At 69.2% G+C, this 17,497-nt stretch carries 16 protein-coding genes and 2 pseudogenes; 13 read left to right on the top strand and 5 right to left on the bottom strand.

The window, feature by feature from the left end:
- Positions 1–337 precede the first annotated feature (337 nt).
- From SALMUC_RS30890 to SALMUC_RS02120, 3 genes and pseudogenes are all read left to right on the top strand, one after another.
- Positions 338–457: pseudogene (locus SALMUC_RS30890) on the top strand (transposase); the annotation flags it as partial.
- A 106-nt stretch (positions 458–563) separates the two neighbouring features.
- Positions 564–674 (top strand): annotated as a pseudogene (locus SALMUC_RS30885) (IS5/IS1182 family transposase); the annotation flags it as partial.
- A gap of 438 nt (positions 675–1,112) precedes the next feature.
- Complete coding sequence (locus SALMUC_RS02120; RefSeq protein ID WP_020040784.1) at positions 1,113–1,568, top strand: YcbK family protein; 456 nt, start codon at positions 1,113–1,115, stop codon at positions 1,566–1,568.
- A 131-nt stretch (positions 1,569–1,699) separates the two neighbouring features.
- Here SALMUC_RS02120 and SALMUC_RS02115 read toward each other — a convergent pair whose 3' ends face one another.
- Complete coding sequence (locus SALMUC_RS02115; protein ID WP_020040785.1) at positions 1,700–2,461, bottom strand: DeoR/GlpR family DNA-binding transcription regulator; 762 nt, start codon at positions 2,459–2,461, stop codon at positions 1,700–1,702.
- Positions 2,462–2,733: 272 nt separating this feature from the next.
- Between SALMUC_RS02115 and SALMUC_RS02110 the strand changes: the two genes are divergently transcribed.
- The 10 genes from SALMUC_RS02110 to eutC all read left to right on the top strand — a co-directional run bounded on the left by SALMUC_RS02110 (position 2,734) and on the right by eutC (position 14,228).
- On the top strand, positions 2,734–3,528 hold the full coding sequence (locus tag SALMUC_RS02110; RefSeq protein WP_021119723.1) for an inositol monophosphatase family protein: 795 nt from the start codon (positions 2,734–2,736) through the stop codon (positions 3,526–3,528).
- An 85-nt stretch (positions 3,529–3,613) separates the two neighbouring features.
- Positions 3,614–5,188: an ABC transporter substrate-binding protein gene (locus SALMUC_RS02105; protein WP_020040787.1), complete on the top strand. Its 1,575-nt coding sequence runs from the start codon at positions 3,614–3,616 to the stop codon at positions 5,186–5,188.
- 67 nt (positions 5,189–5,255) lie between these two features.
- On the top strand, positions 5,256–6,236 hold the full coding sequence (locus SALMUC_RS02100; RefSeq protein ID WP_020040788.1) for an ABC transporter permease: 981 nt from the start codon (positions 5,256–5,258) through the stop codon (positions 6,234–6,236).
- Positions 6,236–7,147, top strand: coding sequence for an ABC transporter permease (locus SALMUC_RS02095; RefSeq protein ID WP_020040789.1), 912 nt, complete (start codon positions 6,236–6,238; stop codon positions 7,145–7,147). Before SALMUC_RS02100 ends, SALMUC_RS02095 begins: the two co-directional genes overlap by 1 nt.
- Before the next feature lies 1 nt (position 7,148).
- Entirely contained in the window at positions 7,149–8,978 is a 1,830-nt protein-coding gene (locus SALMUC_RS02090; RefSeq protein WP_020040790.1) for an ABC transporter ATP-binding protein, read from the top strand.
- Positions 8,971–10,242, top strand: a complete 1,272-nt coding sequence (locus tag SALMUC_RS02085; protein WP_020040791.1) for a Zn-dependent hydrolase — start codon at positions 8,971–8,973, stop codon at positions 10,240–10,242. The genes SALMUC_RS02090 and SALMUC_RS02085 overlap by 8 nt, the downstream gene beginning before the upstream one ends.
- The gene (locus SALMUC_RS02080; protein ID WP_020040792.1) at positions 10,239–11,168 is read left to right on the top strand and encodes a phosphotransferase family protein; all 930 of its coding nucleotides are present in this window, start codon (positions 10,239–10,241) and stop codon (positions 11,166–11,168) included. The genes SALMUC_RS02085 and SALMUC_RS02080 overlap by 4 nt, the downstream gene beginning before the upstream one ends.
- Complete coding sequence (locus SALMUC_RS02075) at positions 11,165–12,106, top strand: choline kinase family protein (RefSeq protein ID WP_020040793.1); 942 nt, start codon at positions 11,165–11,167, stop codon at positions 12,104–12,106. The genes SALMUC_RS02080 and SALMUC_RS02075 overlap by 4 nt, the downstream gene beginning before the upstream one ends.
- Positions 12,106–13,488, top strand: a complete 1,383-nt coding sequence (locus SALMUC_RS02070; RefSeq protein WP_020040794.1) for an ethanolamine ammonia-lyase subunit EutB — start codon at positions 12,106–12,108, stop codon at positions 13,486–13,488. Before SALMUC_RS02075 ends, SALMUC_RS02070 begins: the two co-directional genes overlap by 1 nt.
- On the top strand, positions 13,485–14,228 hold the full coding sequence (eutC, locus tag SALMUC_RS02065; RefSeq protein ID WP_020040795.1) for an ethanolamine ammonia-lyase subunit EutC: 744 nt from the start codon (positions 13,485–13,487) through the stop codon (positions 14,226–14,228). Before SALMUC_RS02070 ends, eutC begins: the two co-directional genes overlap by 4 nt.
- A 223-nt stretch (positions 14,229–14,451) precedes the next feature.
- On the opposite strand, the gene SALMUC_RS02060 is transcribed toward eutC, so the two are convergent.
- The 4 genes from SALMUC_RS02060 to SALMUC_RS02045 are packed head-to-tail and all read right to left on the bottom strand — an operon-like array spanning position 14,452 to position 17,467.
- Positions 14,452–15,498, bottom strand: a complete 1,047-nt coding sequence (locus SALMUC_RS02060) for an alginate lyase family protein (RefSeq protein WP_020040796.1) — start codon at positions 15,496–15,498, stop codon at positions 14,452–14,454.
- Positions 15,498–15,695 (bottom strand): hypothetical protein, encoded by a 198-nt coding sequence (locus SALMUC_RS02055; protein WP_020040797.1) that lies wholly within the window; start codon positions 15,693–15,695, stop codon positions 15,498–15,500. Before SALMUC_RS02055 ends, SALMUC_RS02060 begins: the two co-directional genes overlap by 1 nt.
- A gap of 48 nt (positions 15,696–15,743) precedes the next feature.
- On the bottom strand, positions 15,744–16,679 hold the full coding sequence (locus SALMUC_RS02050) for an SEL1-like repeat protein (protein WP_037370961.1): 936 nt from the start codon (positions 16,677–16,679) through the stop codon (positions 15,744–15,746).
- Positions 16,628–17,467 (bottom strand): SEL1-like repeat protein, encoded by an 840-nt coding sequence (locus tag SALMUC_RS02045; protein WP_156883350.1) that lies wholly within the window; start codon positions 17,465–17,467, stop codon positions 16,628–16,630. Before SALMUC_RS02045 ends, SALMUC_RS02050 begins: the two co-directional genes overlap by 52 nt.
- Positions 17,468–17,497: the final 30 nt, after the last annotated feature.

Genomic DNA, 17,497 nt, shown 5'->3' with positions numbered 1-17,497 from the left:
TCGCGCCTCCGGCTCTGGTGGCAGCCTTCGGGTTCTCGGCGAATTGGCGACGTGACAGCGGCTCGCCGAAAGCGCGGTACTGTACCGGTCCAGGCAGCAGCCCCAAGCGCCCAAGATCGCGCGGCTCATGATCTCGGCAGGCGATCATGTTTCCAAGGCCGGCGCCTGCCTCTTCGCACAAGGCGAAGTCGCGCCTCCAAATTTGGCGGCCGCCCGCCTCCTCGTCCACCGGTTCGTCGCCATGGTACACGACGGGAAGAAGGGTGACTTAGCGGCATGGCTCGTCGAGGCCGCCGAAAATGAAATTGCCTCATTCGCCCGCGGGCTCACCTCCGATCTACGTCTCGTCGGCCTCGACTGGGCGGTGCCCGATTTCAGCACGCTGAGCCGGCGCCAGAAGACCTTGGCCGTGTCCATTCCATACCGCGGCTCGCAGGGGCCACTGAACCTGCCGATCCCTTTCGGGACATTGCTGCGCAATGCCTTGCCGGGCAGCGGATGCATTGCGTGAAACTGCTGGGGCAGAGCCCTCCTCTGACACATTTTCCGAATGTGCTGCCGGACGGGGCATGGCTCGCGATTTCGATCGCCAGGTCGCCGAACTCCAGATCCGCGCCGCCGTGCTCAACGGCGACACCGCGCTCGGCATACCTGTCACGGAGCCCCTGGGATAAGTGCCTCCGGGGAAAGGGGAGGTCCGGGCTTCGCGCCCTTTGCGCAACAAAGCCCGTGGCCCGGCATACACTGAAAATTCCTTTTGTCCGCCATCGTTCGCAGCTTCGGACCAGTGATCGAAAGAACGCGCGCCGGCGGAATTCATGCGATATCGCTTCAATTTTCTTGTCTCAACCAGATGCAGACTTCATGCTCATCCTTGGGGCGCCGACATGATCGCCCCGTCTTGAGACCCCGGACAACGGGGCCGAGCAGCAGTTGGGCAACCGATGATCAAACGACCCGTTTCCGAGAACCGCTTCGACCGGCGCCGTCTTCTTTGCGCCCTCGGAGCAAGCCTGAGCGTGCCACTGGTGTCAGGGTGCGGCTTTCGTAGCCACGAACCTCTCCCCCCGCCTTCGCGGTCGGGAACACGCCTCGACGCGATGTTCCCACAGATGGACAGCCATCTCGATATCAAGAATGCCCATACCGGCGAGCAGGTAGCGCTCCGGTTCATGGCCGACGGCCGTGAAAAACGCAGAGCGCTGCGCCGCCTCGACTGGATCTTTCGGGACTGGCGAGACGAAGAGGCCCCGGAGATCGATCGCCGGATCTACTGGGCCCTGGCGACACTTTCGAATGCCGTGAAACAAGAAGGACATGCGGGCCAGATAACGCTGCTTTCGGGGTATCGGACACCGGAGACGACGCATTTGCTGCAAAGCCGTGGCTCGGGCGCCTCATCGACGAGCTACCACATGAAGCGGCGCGCGGCGGATATCCGTTTCGAGGGCATTCCACCGGAAGAGGTCGCCCGACTGGCCGAATGGCTCGAGGTCGGCGGTGTCGGGCGCTATGGCTCACGCTTCACGCATATCGATTCCGGGCCAGTCCGGACCTGGGGAAGCTGATACACCCCGGATTGCGGGCTTGGCACCGACCGCAGGAGGCGGTGGCATTTCGTCCTTCGCGGCAGGCCTGTAGAGCGCGGCAATCCTGTCCGCATCCCTGAGGCCGAGCGCACGCCAAGGTGGCCGCGCCATCAGTCCCGAGCGACGTGAACCCTGCCGTTCGGCAGGCGGAACTCCGGGTCGGCGGCGGCGTCGGTGACCACCTGGTCGATCTCCTCGGTGCGGCAGACCGCGACGCGGCTTTCGGCGCCGATCTTGGACGCATGGCACAGCATGAGGCAGCTGCGCGCGCAGCGGATCATCTTGCGGGCAACCTCGGCCTCGTGCAGCTCGTAGTCGGTCGCCCCGCGCGCGGCGTTGAGGCCGACCGGCGAGATGACCGCGTAGTCCGCGAGAAAGCGGTCGATCTCGGAGAGCGTCAGCTCGCCGAAGGTGGCGGGCACATCGCCGTGCGGCTTGCCGCCCAGGAGCAGCACCTCGAAGCCGTCCTCGACGGCGAGCATCTGGGCGATCTCGATCGAGTTGGTGATGATCCGCAGGTCGTCATGCTGCTGGATCAGCTCGCGCGCGAAGGCCCGCGTGGTGGTGCCCGCGTCGATGTGGAGCGTCGCGCCCGGCTCGATCAGCGCGGCAGCCGTGCGGCCGATGGCGCGCTTGACCTCGGCATGGGCAACGAGACGGTCGGAGAAGGCCGGTTCGGGCAGGATCTCGCGCTCTGACTGGACCGCTCCGCCGTGCACCCGCACGAGGCTGCCCTTCTGGTCGAGCTCGAGGAGGTCACGGCGGATCGTCTCGCGCGAGACCTCGAAGAGCTCCGCCAGCCGATGCGTCTGGACCTTGCCGTCGCGCCCGAGGTGCTCGAGAATTTTGGACTGACGCTCGTGCGACCACATAAACGCTACCCCTGCCTTCGCCTGCGGACCACACCTAGTCAGCCCGGACAGGCAATTCCACACGAATCTTGGATAAATGTGGATTTATGACCGGACGCGTGCGAAATGAGCGCAGATTAGCGCCAGATTGTCGAAAAATCGGCCCAAAGATTCGGCAATTCGTGCGTTTGTGTGCTTCTGGTTGGATTCATGTTGGGATTTGTGCTCCCTCAGCCTGACAGTCGAGACAAGCGCCCTTGCCGGGCCAGTCAACGACCAACGCAGAGGCGCACATGCTCAACCTCGCCGAGGCCCTCGACTTCGCGAACAGATCCGCGGACGGGGCCGGAAAGCTCGCTCTCGATCATTTCCGACGCCCGCTGAGCGTCGAGCACAAGGCCGACGACAGCCCGGTCACCGTGGTCGACCGCGGCATCGAGACCTTCCTGCGCGAGCAGATCGCCACGGCCTATCCCGACCACGGCATCTTCGGCGAGGAGCACGGGGTCGAGAACCTCGACCGCGATCACGTCTGGGTGGTCGACCCCATCGACGGCACCAAGAGCTTTGTCACCGGGCATCCGCTGTTCGGCGGGCTGATGGAGCTGCTGGAGCGGGGCGAGCCCTGCCTGGGGCAGATCGACATGCCCGCGACCGGCGAACGCTGGTGCGGCATCACCGGGGCGCCGACCACGCTGAACGGGGCGCCGGTGCGGACCAGCGCGTGCCGGGCGCTGGCCGATGCCTATGCCTATACCACGGACCCGATGCTCTTCGCGGGACCGCGCCGCGCGGTCTTCGACATGCTGCGGGGCAAGACCCGCCTGCTGCGCTACGGCGGCGATTGCTACAACTACGCGCTGCTGGCCTCGGGGCACTGCGACCTCGTGCTCGAGACCGGGCTGGAACCCTACGATTTCCTGCCGGTGGTGCAGGTCGTCCGCGGCGCGGGCGGCGTGATCACCGACTGGCAGGGCGAACCGCTCGGCACCGGGTCGGGGGGCGACGTGCTGGCCTCGGCCACGGCCGAGCTGCACGCGCAGATGCTCGACGAGCTGGCGCGGCTGCGCGCCGACGAGGCGGCCTGAACGCACCCCGGCGGGCAGGCCGACAGGGACGGGACAACCACGAAGACAAAGACAACGACAGACCGACCAACAGGAGAGTGACGACATGGACAGACGGAATTTCCTTCGCTACGGCATGATGGCGGGCGCCGCCGTGGCCGCACCGCAGATCAACCCCGACTTCTTCATCAGTTCCGCCCGCGCGCAGGGCTCGCGCCCGCTGATGTTCCTGTCGGCCGAGAACATCACCGGCAACTGGGACCCGACCGCGCATACCACGCTGTCGCAGAAGACCATCGAGGGCTTCGTCATGGGCTTCCTGGCCCGCGCGCCCATGCGCCCCGACGACCCGGGCGCGATGAACATGGAGCTGGCGACCGAGATCACGCAGCTCGACCCCTACCGGCTCGAGATCAAGCTGCGCGACGACGTGACCTTCCACGACGGCAAGCCCTTCAAGGCCGAGGACGTGAAGGCGACATTCGAATACGGCTCGCTGCCCGACCGTCCGGCGCAGTGGTATCCCGGCTCGAACGAGACCTTCGAGGTCACCACGCCGGACGACTACACGGTGATCGTGGACACCTCGAAGGGCGGCTACGGCGCGCACCTGTTCATCTTCCTGGCCGCCTACCTGCCGATGATGTCGGCCACGGACATCGCCGAGGGGCCGAACGGCGTGCTCTCGACCCGGCTGAACGGCACCGGGCCCTTCCGCTTCGTCGAGCAGGACGGCAACGACACCGTGATGGAGGCCTACGAGGACTACTTCAAGGGCACGCCCACCGTGCCCGGCGTGACCTTCTCCTTCGTGGGCGATGCCACCACGCGGATGCTGTCGCTGATGAACGGCCAGGCGGACGTGATCGAGCGGCTCGAGCCCGAGCAGGTCGAGACGCTGGAAGGCGAGGACGACATCAAGCTGTCGCGGCTCGTCTCCGTCGAGAACAAGTACCTGTGGTTCCGCTGCTCGAAGCCGCCCTTCGACAACCCGCTGGTGCGCAAGGCGGCCTGCCACGCCATCGACCGCGACCTGATCATGCAGATCATGGGCTCGGCCGGCGAGTTCTCGTCCAACTTCGTCTCGCCGATCAAGTTCGGCTACACCGACCTCGAGAACTACCCCGAGTACGACCCCGAGGAATGCCAGCGCCTGCTGGCCGAGGCGGGCTTCCCCGGCGGCGAGGGCCTGCCCGAGCTGGAATACATCACCTCGACCGGCTTCTATCCCAAGACCAAGGAATACGGCGAGGTCATCACCGCGCTGCTGCAGGAGCAGGGCTTCCCGGTCACGCTGAACGTGATGGAGGTCGCGGCCTGGAACGAGCGGCTGTATGACCGTCCGGGCGGCGGCCCCGGCCACATGGTCGACTGCGGCTGGTCGACCGGCTCGCCCGAGCCCGACCTCGTGCTGCGCACGCACTTCCACTCGGGCTCGAAGCGGATCTGCGGCATCGAGGACCCCGAGATCGACGCCGCGCTCGACGCCGAGCGGAACGCCGAGACGCTCGAGGCGCGCGAGGAATCGCTGCAGACGAACCTCATGCCCATGCTGGCCGACAAGGTCCCGGCGCTGAGCCTGTTCACCTCGGTGATGATCCACGGCATGCGCGCCGATCTCGACGGGATGTTCATCTATCCCGACGGCTCGACCGACGCCTCCGAGGCCACCATCGGCTGAGCGATCATGGCGGGGCCCCGGACCGGGCCCCGCCTGCGACCTTCCCTGACACCGAACGGAGACGTCGATGTTCATCGTCAGATTCCTGGCCCGCCGGCTGCTGCAGGGGGCCGTCATCGTCTTCCTGGTCTCGGCGCTGATCTTCACCCTGCTGCGCGTCGTGCCCGGCGACCCGGTGCGGCTCATGGCCGGCGGCATGGCGCCCGAGGCGCTGATCGAGCAGATCGCCGAGGACATGGGCCTGCGCGACCCGATCTACCAGCAGTTCGGCCGATACGTCGCGGGCGTGGTGCAGGGCGACCTGGGCCAGAGCTTCGTGCGGCCGGCGAACGGCGCCGCCGTGGGCGGGGCCAGCTTCGACGACAGCACGCGGGGCGAGCGCGCCGAGGTCTGGGACCTGATCGCGCAGACCGCGCCCATGACGCTGCAGCTGGCGCTGCTGGCCATGGCCTTCGCGCTGGTGATCGCGGTGCCCATCGGGGTCTGGGGCGGGCTGAGGCCCGGACGCCTGCCCGACCGGATCGCGCTCTACCTGTCGTCGCTCTTCGTGAGCCTGCCCAACTTCTGGCTGGGGATCGTTCTGGCGCTGCTGCTCTCGGTGCACCTCGAGCTGGTGCCGGCCATCGGCTACGAGGGCTTCGCCTACACGATCCTGCCCGCCTTCGTGCTGGCCATCGAGATCGCGCCCTTCATTATCCGCACGCTGACCGTCTCGGTCGCGGGCGTCATGGGGCAGAGCTTCATCGACATCGCCGCGGTGCGCGGGCTGACGCGCAACCAGATCGTCTTTCGCCACGCGATCAAGAATTCATCGGTGCCGCTGCTGAACCTGCTGGGCGTGCAGTTTTCGATGCTGCTGGGCGGCGTGCTCGTGATCGAATTCATCTTCGACTACCCCGGGCTCGGCCTTCTGACCATCAACGCCGTGATGCAGCGCGACTTCCCGCTGATCCAGGGCATCGCCATCGTCACCGCCGCCGCCTTCGTCCTGATCAACATCGTCGTCGACCTCTGCGCGACGGCCATCGACCCGAGGCTGGATTACTGATGAGCTCCATCGACATCGCCCCCGAGGCCCTGCCCCGCCGCAAGGGCCGCAAGATCTCGGCCCGGATCTGGTCCGAGGCCTTTTCCTCCATCGAGTTCCGCATCGGACTGGCCGTGTTCACGGTGCTGGTCGCGGCGGCGCTGCTCTACCCGTGGCTGTCCGAGATCGACCCGACCAAGATGAACATCCGCGCCAAGCTGTCGCCGCCGGTCTTCATGGGCGAGGGCTGGAGCTGGGCGCACCCGCTGGGCACCGACCAGCTGGGGCGCGACATGCTGGCCCGTTCGCTGGTCGGGCTGCGCTATTCGCTGCTGATCGGGATCGCGACGACGGTGCTGATGCTGGCCGTGGGCGCCATGATCGGACTGTTCTCGGGCTACTTCGGCGGGCGGATCGACACGGTGCTGATGCGGCTCACCGACGCGCAGCTGTCGATCCCGATGATCATTCTCGCGATCACCATCCTGGGCGTGTCGCGGCCGACGATCCCCTCGATCATCCTGGTTCTGGGGCTGGCGGGCTGGCCGGTCTACGCGCGGGTCATGCGCTCGACCGTGATGTCGGAGCGCAAGAAGGAGTTCGTGCGCGGCGCCATGGTGCTGGGGGCCAACGACTGGCGGATCATGTTCACCCTGATCCTGCCGCTGGTGCTGCCGCCCATCGCCTTCGTCGCCGTGCTGGATATCGCGCGGATGATGATCTTCGAGTCGGTGCTGGGCTTTCTGGGTCTCGGCGTGCAGCCGCCCACCCCCACCTTCGGCAACATCATCGCGGACGGGCGCAAGTACCTGATGAACGCCTGGTGGATCGCCACCATGCCCGGCGTCTTCCTGGTGCTCACGCTGACCTCGATCAACCTCATGGGCGCCGCGCTCGAGCGGTCGCGCAACAAGATCTACGGAGGGGCCTGACATGGCGCTCGACACGGCAACCACCCGCGAGGCGCTGCTTTCGGTGCGCGACCTGACGGTCGCCGCCGAGGGCGGGCGCGTGGTGCTCGACCGGATCAGCTTCGAGCTGAAGCCGCGGCAGATCCTGTCGGTCATCGGCGAGAGCGGCTCGGGCAAGACGGTTCTGGCGCGTGCGCTGGCAAGCTGGCTCTCGGCCCCGTTGCACATCACCGGCGGCGAGGTGCTCTTCGAGGGGCGCGACCTTGTCTCGGACCCCGCCCATGCCCGCAGCCTTGCCGGGCGCGAGATCGCCTACGTCGGCGGCAACCCGGCGGGCGCGCTCGACCCGACGATGACCGTCGGCGCCCAGCTGGTCGAGAAGCTGCGCGCGGTGCGGCCCGACATCCCGGCGGCGCAGGCGCGCGAGAAGGCGGTGCGGCTGCTCGAGGCCGTCAAGATCCCCTCGGCCGAGCGGCGCTTCCACGAGTATCCGTTCCAGTATTCGGGCGGCATGATGCAGCGGGCGATGATCGTCGACGCGCTGATCTCGGACCCCGCGCTGCTGATCGCCGACAACATCACCCAGCCGCTCGACGTGACGGTCGCGGCGCAGATCCTCAAGCTCATGCGCGAGCTGAACGAGAATTTCTCGACCGCGGTGCTGTTCATCTGCTCGTCGCTGCCGGTGGCCTGCGACGCGGCGGACGAGGTCATGGTGCTGCACGCCGGCCGCGTGGTCGAGCGGCAGACGCCCAATGCGCTGGTGGTCCAGCCCGGGCACGGCTACACGCGCGGGCTGATCGAGGAGCTTCCGACGCTCTGGGAAGGCGGCCCGGAGGGGCGGGACACCCGCCAGGACCGCGAGCAGGCGGCGATCATGTCGGTGCGCGGCGTGGCCAAGCACTACGAGACGCGCGGCAAGAGCGGCAAGGCGCTGGTGCAGGCGGTCCGCAACGTCGAGTTCGACGTCTTTCCCGGCGACAACTTCGGCATCGTGGGCGAGTCGGGCTGCGGCAAGTCCTCGCTGATGCGGCTGCTGACCGGGCTCGAGCGGCCGGACGCCGGCTCGATCTTCTTCGAGAACGAGAACGTGGGCGAGGCCTCGCCCCGCCGCCTGCGCGAGCTTCGGCGGCGGTTCCAGCTGGTGCTTCAGGATCCCTACGGCTCGCTGCCGCCGCAATCCTCGATCGGCTCCATCGTGGAGGAGCCGCTCAAGATCCACCGTCTGGGCAGCCGCGCCAAGCGACGCGAGCGCGCCCGCGCGGCATTGAGCGAGGTCGGGCTGGCCGACAGCCTCTACGACAGCCTGCCCACGGGCCTCTCGGCCGGGCAGCGCCAGCGGCTGAACGTCGCCCGCGCCATGGTGCTCGAGCCGCGGCTGCTGATCATGGACGAGACGCTCTCGGCGCTCGACCAGACCGAACAGGGCAAGCTGCTGGATCTCTTCGAGCGGCTGCAAGCGCAGCACGGCTTCACCTACATCTTCATCTCGCACGATCTGACGATGGTGCGGCGGGTCTGCTCACGCATCGCGGTGATGTACCTCGGCGAGACCGTCGAGGTGGCCCCGAACGAGCGCCTGTTCTTCGACCCCGGCCATCCCTACAGCCGCGCGCTGCTCTCGGCGGCGCCGACGCTGGAGGAGCGCCGTTACCGCCCCGAGGACTGCCTGCTCGAGGGCGAGCCGCCCTCGCCCATCGACCTGCCGCCGGGCTGCGCCTTTGCCGGGCGCTGCCCGCATGCCTTCGACCGCTGCCGGCGCGAGAACCCCGCGCTGCGCAGCCGCGGCGGCCAGGCGCTGGCCGCCTGCTTCCTGAACGACGAGACCCCCGAGGAGGACCGGGATGAGTGACACGCTCGACCGCGCCGGCATCGACGCCGGCCTGCTGCAACAGCTGATGGACAAGGTGTCCGAGTTCGGCAGCACCGGCGACGGCGGCGTCGACCGCCCGGTGCTGACCGACGCGCACAAGGCCGCCCGCGACTGGTTCTGCGGCGAGTTGCGCGCGCGCGGCTACGAGGTGCTGGTGGACGACATCGGCAACCTCTTCGGCCGGCTCGAGCTTGCCGGGCCCGGGGCGCCGCTGGTCATGGTGGGCTCGCACCTCGACAGCCAGCCGCGCGGCGGGCGCTTCGACGGGGCCTACGGCGTCGTCGCGGCGCTGGCCGCCGTCGAGTCGTGGCGCCGCGAGGCCGAGGCGCCGGCCTGCAACTACGTCATCGTGGACTGGATGAACGAGGAAGGCGCTCGGTTCCAGCCCTCGCTGCTGGGCTCGTCGGTCTATGCCGGGGGGCTGACGCGCGACTTCGCGCTGGCGCGGACCGATCGCGACGGCCTGAGCGTGGGCGCGGAGCTGGAGCGCATCGGCTACATGGGCAGCGACCCGGCGCCGCAGCCGGACCTCTACCTCGAGATCCACATCGAGGGCGACAGCAAGATGGAGGCGGCGGGCGCACGCATCGCGCCCTTCATCCGCCACTGGGGCGCGCTCAAGGTCCGCATCGAGGTCACGGGCGAGCAGAACCACACCGGCCCCACCCCGATGGAAGACCGTCGCGACGCGGTGCTGGGCGCGGCCTACATCGTCGCCAAGGTGCGCGAGCTGGCCGATACGGCCAGCGACACGCTCTACACCTCGGTGGCGCGGCTCGACGTTTCGCCCAATTCGCCCAACATCGTGCCCGGCAAGGCGGTGCTGTTCTGCGAGCTGCGCGCGCCGGAACCGGCGATGCTGGAATGGTCCGAGGCCGAGCTGCGCGCCGCGCTGCCGGGGCTGGCCGAGAAGGCCGCCGTCGAGGCCGAGATCGTCTCGGTCGATCGGCGCCCGGCGGGGCGCTTCGACGCGCGGCTGGTGGCGCTGGCCGAGCGCGCGGCCGACGATTTCGGCTACCCGAAGATGCGCATCGACACCATCGGCGGGCACGACGCGGTGGCCGTCAACGCGGTGTTGCCGGCCATCGTGGTCGCCGTGCCCTCGGTCGGCGGGGTGATCCACCGCAACGACGAATACACCTCGCCCGAGGACCTGGTGGCCGGGGGCGACGTGCTTCTCGACATGATCCGGCGCATCGACCGCGCCGGTGGAAACCTGGACAAGGCAGCGGAGGACTCATGAGCGCAGTCGTGACCGACGAGATGATGCAGGAGGCGATCCGCGCGGCGGGTCTGCCCGTCGAAGGCGCCCGGCCCGGACCGGCGGCGCTGGCCTCGCCCAGCTACATGGCGCTGGAAAGCCGCTCGGCCCTGGCCGGCGATGCCTTCGTCAAGCGCATCCATCCCGAGATGCGCGAATGGTTCGACCTCGGGACCGCCATGCAGGCCGCCGTCGCCGCGGGCGAGGCGGGCGCGGGCCCGCGCGTGCTGTGGCACGACGCCGAGATGGGCGCCATCGCGATGGAGGCGCTCGGCGAGGGCTGGGTCACCGGGCGCCAGCACCACCTGCAGGACGCCGGGACCGTCACAGCCATCGTCGCGGCGATGAAGTGCCTGCACGGCGGCGCGGCGGTGGCCGCACGGTTCGATCCCTTCGCGCGCATCGACGCGGTGATCGAGGCGCACGGCAAGGCCGGCATCGCCCTGCCCGACGACTTCCTCTGGCTGCGGCGCGTCATCGCGCAGATCGAGCCGCTGACCGAGGGCGCGGCGCTGGCACCCTGCCGCAACGACGGCTCGTCGTCGAACGTCATGCTGGGCCCCGAGGGGCAGGTCATGCTGGTGGACTACGACCGCGCGGGCATGAACGACCCGCTCTACGACCTGGGCTGCCTGCTGGCCGAAATGACCGACCTCGAAAGCGACATGGAAGCGGGCTTCGCCGCCTACACGGGCGGGTTCGACCGCGCGGCGTTCGCGCGCGCGCGGCTGTGGTCGCATGTCGACGACATGCTGCACGCGCTCTGGGCCCGGCTCATGGCGCACCGGTCGGAACGCGGCGCCGTGGAGTGGCTGAAATACGGTGAATGGCGCCTGCTGCGCCTGCGCATGTGCCTGCAGCACCCCACCTTCGAGGAGAAACTCCGCATCACGGGAGAGGCGGCATGATGATGAAACCCCTTGGCTCGGCCGCGCACGAGATGGAGGAGACCATCGAGACCATGATCCGCGAGGCGCCACTGTTTTCCGGCGCCGAGGGGCTGGTCTACGGACCGGTCTCTGGCGGGATCTCGAACGAGAACTGGCGCGTGCAGAGCGCGGCGGGCGGAGACTGGTTCGTGAAGGTGCCGGGCAACGGCACCGAGATGTTCATCGACCGGGTCGCGGCGCTGGATGCCTCGCGCAAGGCGGCGGCGGCGGGGCTTGGCCCGCGCGTCTACGACGATCTTGCCGAGCGCGGCGTCGAGATCAACGACTTCCTGCCCGACCGGCGGGCCTCGACCCACAGCGATTTCAACCGGCTGGAGCCCTGCCGCGCGGCCATCGCGGCCTATCGCACCATGCACGGGCTGCCGCCGCTGGGGCTGACCAAGACGGTCTTCGACATGATCGACGAACACGCCGCGCAGGTCGCCGACCTCGGCGCGCGGCAGTACCGCGACGGCGCGTGGATGATGCTCAACGCGGACATCGCGCGCGAGGCGCTGCACGCCTCGGGGCTCGACCTCGTGCCCTGCTTCAACGACCCGATGCCCGGCAACTTCATGATCGGCGAGGACGGCTCGATCATGCTGATCGACTACGAGTACGCCTCGATGAACGACCGCTGCTACGATCTGGGCATCTGGTTCGGTGAGATGTTCTTCACGCCGCAGCGTGAGCTGGAGCTGATCGAGGAATACTTCGGCGAGGTGCGGCCCGAGATCGTGTCGCGCGTGATCGTGCACAAGGCGCTGGCCGACGTGAAATGGGCGCTGTGGTCGATGGTGCAGCTTGCGGTGTCGCGGCTGGATTTCGATTTCCACAAGTACGGCATGTGGAAGAAGATGCGCGCGCGTTCGATCATGGAAGACCCCGACTGGGGCCTGCACCTGAGGCGGCTGTGATGGCGCGCCTCTCGGCCACCGCGCGCGGCGAACGGTTCACCTTCCGCTCGCTGGCGCATCTGCTCGCGGCCGCGAGCCCCGAGAAGTCCGGCGACCAGCTGGCGGGCATCGGCGCCGCCTCGGCGCTCGAGCGGGTGGCGGCGCGGCGGGTTCTGATGGACCTGCCGCTGGACACGTTCCTGCGCGAGACGGTGGTGCCCTGCGACGGCGACGCGGTCACGCGGCTGATCCTCGAAAGCCACGACGCAGGGGCCTTCGTGCCCTTTGCGTCCATGACGGTGGGCGAGCTGCGCGACTGGCTGCTCTCGCCCGCGGCCGACGCGCAGAGCCTCGCCGCGGCCGCGCCGGGCTTCACGCCGGAGATGATCGCGGCGGTCTGCAAGCTGATGCGCAACCAGGACCTCGTGCGCGTCGCGCGGAAGGCCGAGGTGGTGACCCGCTTCCGCAACACGCTGGGACGGCGGGGGACGCTGTCGACCCGGCTGCAGCCGAACCACCCGGCGGACGATCCGAAGGGGATCGCGGTGGCGGTCCTCGACGGGCTGTTCTTCGGCGCGGGCGACGCGGTGATCGGAATCAACCCGGCCTCGGACAACATCGGCAACTGCCGGGACCTGCTGATCGCGCTCGACGACATCCGCGCCCGCTTCGAGATCCCGACGCAGACCTCGGTGCTGACGCATGTGACCAACACGCTCGATCTGTTCGAGGCGGGTGCGCCGATCGACCTCGTCTTCCAGTCGATCGCCGGAACCAATGCCGCGAACGGGGGCTTCGGCGTGACGCTGGAGGTCCTGCGCGAGGCGCAGGAGGCCGCGCTGGCCGCGGACCGGGGCACGCTGGGGCGGAACGTGATGTACTTCGAGACCGGACAGGGCGCGGCGCTCTCGGCCGACGCGCACCACGGCGTCGACCAGCAGACGCTGGAGGCGCGCGCCTACGGCGTGGCGCGGGCCTATGACCCGATGATCGCCAACACGGTGGTGGGCTTCATCGGCCCCGAATACCTCTACGACGGCAAGCAGATCATACGCGCGGGTCTCGAGGACCATTTCTGCGGCAAGCTGCTGGGCCTGCCGATGGGGGTCGACGTCTGCTACACCAACCATGTGCAGGCCGACCAGGACGACATGGACACGCTCGCGACCCTGCTGGTCGAGGCGGGGGTGACCTTTCTCATCACGGTGCCGGGCGCGGACGACGCGATGCTCGGCTACCAGAGCCTCGGGTTCGAGGACATCGGCTACCTCCGCGAGGTCTCGGGGCGCGGCCCGGCGCCCGAGTTCGCGGCCTGGCTGGAGGGCGCGGGCCTTGCTTCGGGCGGGCGGGCCGCCCTGCCCGACCCGGCGCGCTTTCTCGACTCGCTGGGGCTGGTGGCATGAGCGCCGGGCTTCAGGAGCGGCTCGCTGCGCTGGCGGCGATGACGCCCTCGCGCGTGCGGCTCGACGCGCAGGCGCGGCCGCTGCCAATGGGTCACCTGCTGTCGTTCCAGGAGGACCACGCGGCGGCGCGGGACGCGATCTTCACGGCCCCGGACTGGGGCGCGCTGCGCACGGCGCTGGACTGCCCCGCGCCGCTGCTGCGCAGCCGCGCGCGCGACCGGGCAAGCTACCTGCGGCGGCCCGACCTCGGGCGGCGGCTGTCGCACGACAGCGCGGTCGCCCGGACAGAGCCGAGGCTCGCGGTGGTGATTGCCGACGGGCTGTCCCCGCCCGCGGTCATGGCCAATGCCGCCCGGCTGATGGAATGCCTGCGTGCACAGTGCCCAGAGTCGCGGGAGGCGCCGGTCTTTCTCGCCGAGCAGGCCCGCGTCGCGCTCGGCGACGAGATCGGCGAAGCGGCCGGGGCGGAGATGGTTCTGATGCTGATCGGCGAGCGGCCGGGATTGTCTGTCTCGGACAGCCTGGGCGCCTACCTGACCTGGGCCCCGCGCATCGGCACGCGGGACAGCGCGCGCAATTGCGTGTCGAACATCCACGCGTACGGCGGCCTCTCGCACGAGGCAGCGGCCGCGCGGATTGCCTGGCTCATCGAACAGGCGTTCGCCCTGGGGGCCACGGGCATCGCTCTCAAGGACACCAGCGCGGCGCAACCCTCTGTTCTGGGAGAGGCGCAGAGCTGACTGACCGCGGGCCGTGATGCCGCGTCGGGGGCTGAAACGGTCGCGCGGAACCGGGACAGCGATGCCAGTGGCCGTTCCGCCTCTCCCGATGATGCCGCCCTGACAGCGGCTGCTTTTCCACGCGTCGATGCGGCCCAAGGGGGTGCGCACGCATCGGAGACTGCGACCCGGGCACGCCTCGTCCGCCGAAGAAGCGGACGAGGCCCGGGTCAGCGGCGCCGTTCTACCAGAGCAGGGACTGATCGCCGCCGAGCTTGGAGTTGCCAAGCGGGCGGAAGGGCTCGACGAGGCGGGCAAGCTCCGCGTCCTCGAAAAAGGACAGGTAGGCGTCCGCCCAAGCCAGTTCGAAGGCCTGCACTTCGTCCTCGCCCTTCTGATAGGTTTGCGGCTCGCCCGCCTTCTCCTCGGCAAGCTCGGGGGCCTCGACGGCCCTCGTGGTGAAATCGACGATCCGCGGCACGGCGTCGTCGCAGATGCCGAAGGCCGGGTAGCCGTCCTGCTCCAGCAGGCCGGCCGAGACCACCAGCGGACCGACCGCGTGCAGCTGGTAATGCAGGGCCCGGGGGCCGCGGTCCATCTCGAGCGGCAGCGCGCCATCCTCGTCCGCCTGGCAGGCCACGAGGGCCAGCGTATGCGCGCGCCAGGAGGTCAGGACCTCGTCATCGGCGGTCCGGCCCACGGCCGTCGCCGCGAGGCCGGCCCAGGCGCGCAGGTTGTTCCGGCTGGCCTTGGGCGGGGCCTCGGCGTCGAAGTAGTCCATGGCGTGGTGCGCCCGCGCGGAGAGCCAGGTCTCGATCAGCTCGGCACGCTCGCGGTCGATCTCGCCCATCTGTTTCGCCCGGATGTAGGCAAGCGCCAGGGCGCCGATCCGCGAGGGGCTGGAGATGTTGGCGTTCATCGTTTCCATCTCGCTCAGCGCGTCGGCCTCGGCCCAGACGGCAAGCGCCTCCACCACGCAGGAGGCGGCCTGCCCGGCCTCCTCGCCACCAGACGCGGCCTCGTTGGCGCGCGCGGTCAGATCGACGATGAAATCGTCGATCGGCCCGAGCGCCTCGTTGACGGCAGCGTTGGCGTCCTGGTCGATGTCCGAGCGGTCCTCGCTCTCGTCGGTGTAGCGGCTGCCGTAGGACAGCGACACGACCGGTTCGGGCACGTCGATGCAGGTCACGTCGCCCTGGTGCGATCCGGCCTCGTCGGACTGTGCGAGTACGGGGCCGGCGGTCAGGGCTGCAAGGCCAAGCGCCGCGTTGAGGCAGAAAGTGCGTTTCATCAGCTGTCGGTCCTTTCGCGTGTCATCATGCGGGCCGTGGACTGGGCCTCTGCGTTACCGGCATCCGCCGCGCGACGCAGCCACTCACGGGACGTTTCGTGGTCGAGCGCCACGACAGCGCGGATCGCCTGCCCGTTGCCCTCGTCTGCGAGGGTCCGGGCGAGATCGAGCACACGCGCTCGGTCGCCGTCGGACATGGCGCCCTCGTCGGACAGCAGGTCCAGCAGGCCGGTTCCCGCCCCCGGCTAGTCCGCCTCGAGCGCGGCCTCGAGATGGCTCTTCGCCTTCTGCAGGCGGCCCAGCCTGCGGTCGACCTTGGCCTGAGACTGCAGGAAGCGGTCGGACTGCCGCCGTGTCACCGCGCGCAGACCGGAGAACGGCTCGCCGATGCGATCCCGTCCGGCGATCTCGAGGAAGTTCGCGGTCGAGCGGGAGCGCGCGTTGATCGCCTGCGCCTGCAGCTGCGCATAGACCAGCGGATCGCTTTCCGCGGTGAGGCGGCGCAGCTGCCGCATGGTGGGCTCGATGCTCGAGTCGCCGGAAAAGGCCTCCATCTGCCGCCAGTAGGTGGCGCTGCCCAGCTCGGGCGCGGTCGGCTGCCGGCACAGGAAGGCGTTGCCGAGATCCTGCATCGGCGAGGTCAGGCCCTCGGCCCGGACGGCGTGGCGCAGCTTGGACGCGACCGTCTCGAAGTCCTGCGGGGTCTCGATGTAGCGCGACTCGAACTGTGCGAGACGGATCCGGGCGGGCGTGTGTTCGGGGTCCAGCTCGAGCGCCCGGCGGTAGTTCTCGGTCGCGACCTGCTCGCCGGCCCAGCGGCCGTCGCGGGCAAGGACCTCGTCGCCGAGCTGCATGAAGGCCCAGGCGGGCGGTTCCTCGGTCTCGGTGAGCCGCCGCAGCGCGTCGATCACGCGGGCGCGCGCCTTGGCGGGATCTCCGCCGAGCTTGCGTTCCATGTTGACGAGGCGGATCAGCGCGGTCTTGTCGCCTTTGTCGGCCGCCACGCGGTAGAGCTCACGGGCACGGTCGAGGTCACGCTCGACGATGCCGCCGCGTTCCAGCACCTCGGCCAGCTCCAGCATGGCGTAGGGCAGGCCTGCCTCGGCGGCCTGTTCGAGATGCGCGACCATCACCTCCACGTCGCGGCCGACGCCCTCGGCCTCCTTGTGAAGCTGGGCCACGTTCCACGCGCCGTCAGCGCCGCCGAGCTGCGCCGCCAGGCGATACCAGCTTTCGGGCCAGCGCCAGGTCCTGCTGCACCACGTCCCCCTTGCGGTAGCGTGTGCCGATGCGGCTGACCCGGTCGCAGATGGTGGCGTCCGATGTCGCCGACGATGGCACCGAAGCCCATGGTCACGGCGATGTCGGGCGCGATCGTCCAGTCCTCGATCCGCGCGCCTTCGGCGCTGCGGCCCGCCATCTCGAGAAGCGCCGAGGGGTGCCCGGCATAGGCCGCGCGGCGCCAGTAGGCGAGCGCGCGGTCGCTGTCCTCCTCGACGACCTCGCCCCCTTCGATGAGCTCGGCTGCGGTGACCATCGCACCGCGGTTGCCGCCGTCGGCCAGCGTGGTCAGCCGGTCGAAGAGCCCGCTCGCGCGCAGCTCCTCGTAGCGGCCCGCGGCGACGAGAAGGTCGATCCGGGCGAGCGCGTGGTCGTTCGGCCCGTAGCTTTCCACTTCGGCTTCCAGCGTCTCGTAGGCGCGTTCGAGCGTGTCGTACCACCGCTCGGCGTCGCTGCTGCGCAGGAGGCGGAGGTCCCTGCGGACAAGCGACAGCGGCCTGTCGTCCAGGGCGCCGTCCCAGTCCGACCAGCGCGCTTCCAGTTCGGCACTGGTCGGGCGCGCGACGCAGACGTCACGCACCGAAACTTCGGGCGGCGCGAAATCAACCGCGACGGGGCTGGCGGCCGCCTCGACCGCCGACAGCCCGAAGGCAAGCACGCTCGCGGCTCTGAGTGTCAATCTTGGCATGGTACCTCCGGGCCTCGGTTGAGTGGTTCA

Origin of the sequence: Salipiger mucosus DSM 16094 (genome assembly GCF_000442255.1) — a bacterium.
GTDB classification, from domain to species: domain Bacteria; phylum Pseudomonadota; class Alphaproteobacteria; order Rhodobacterales; family Rhodobacteraceae; genus Salipiger; species Salipiger mucosus.
Note: the sequence above shows the minus strand (reverse complement) of the source record. Positions and strands in the feature narration are given on the sequence as shown.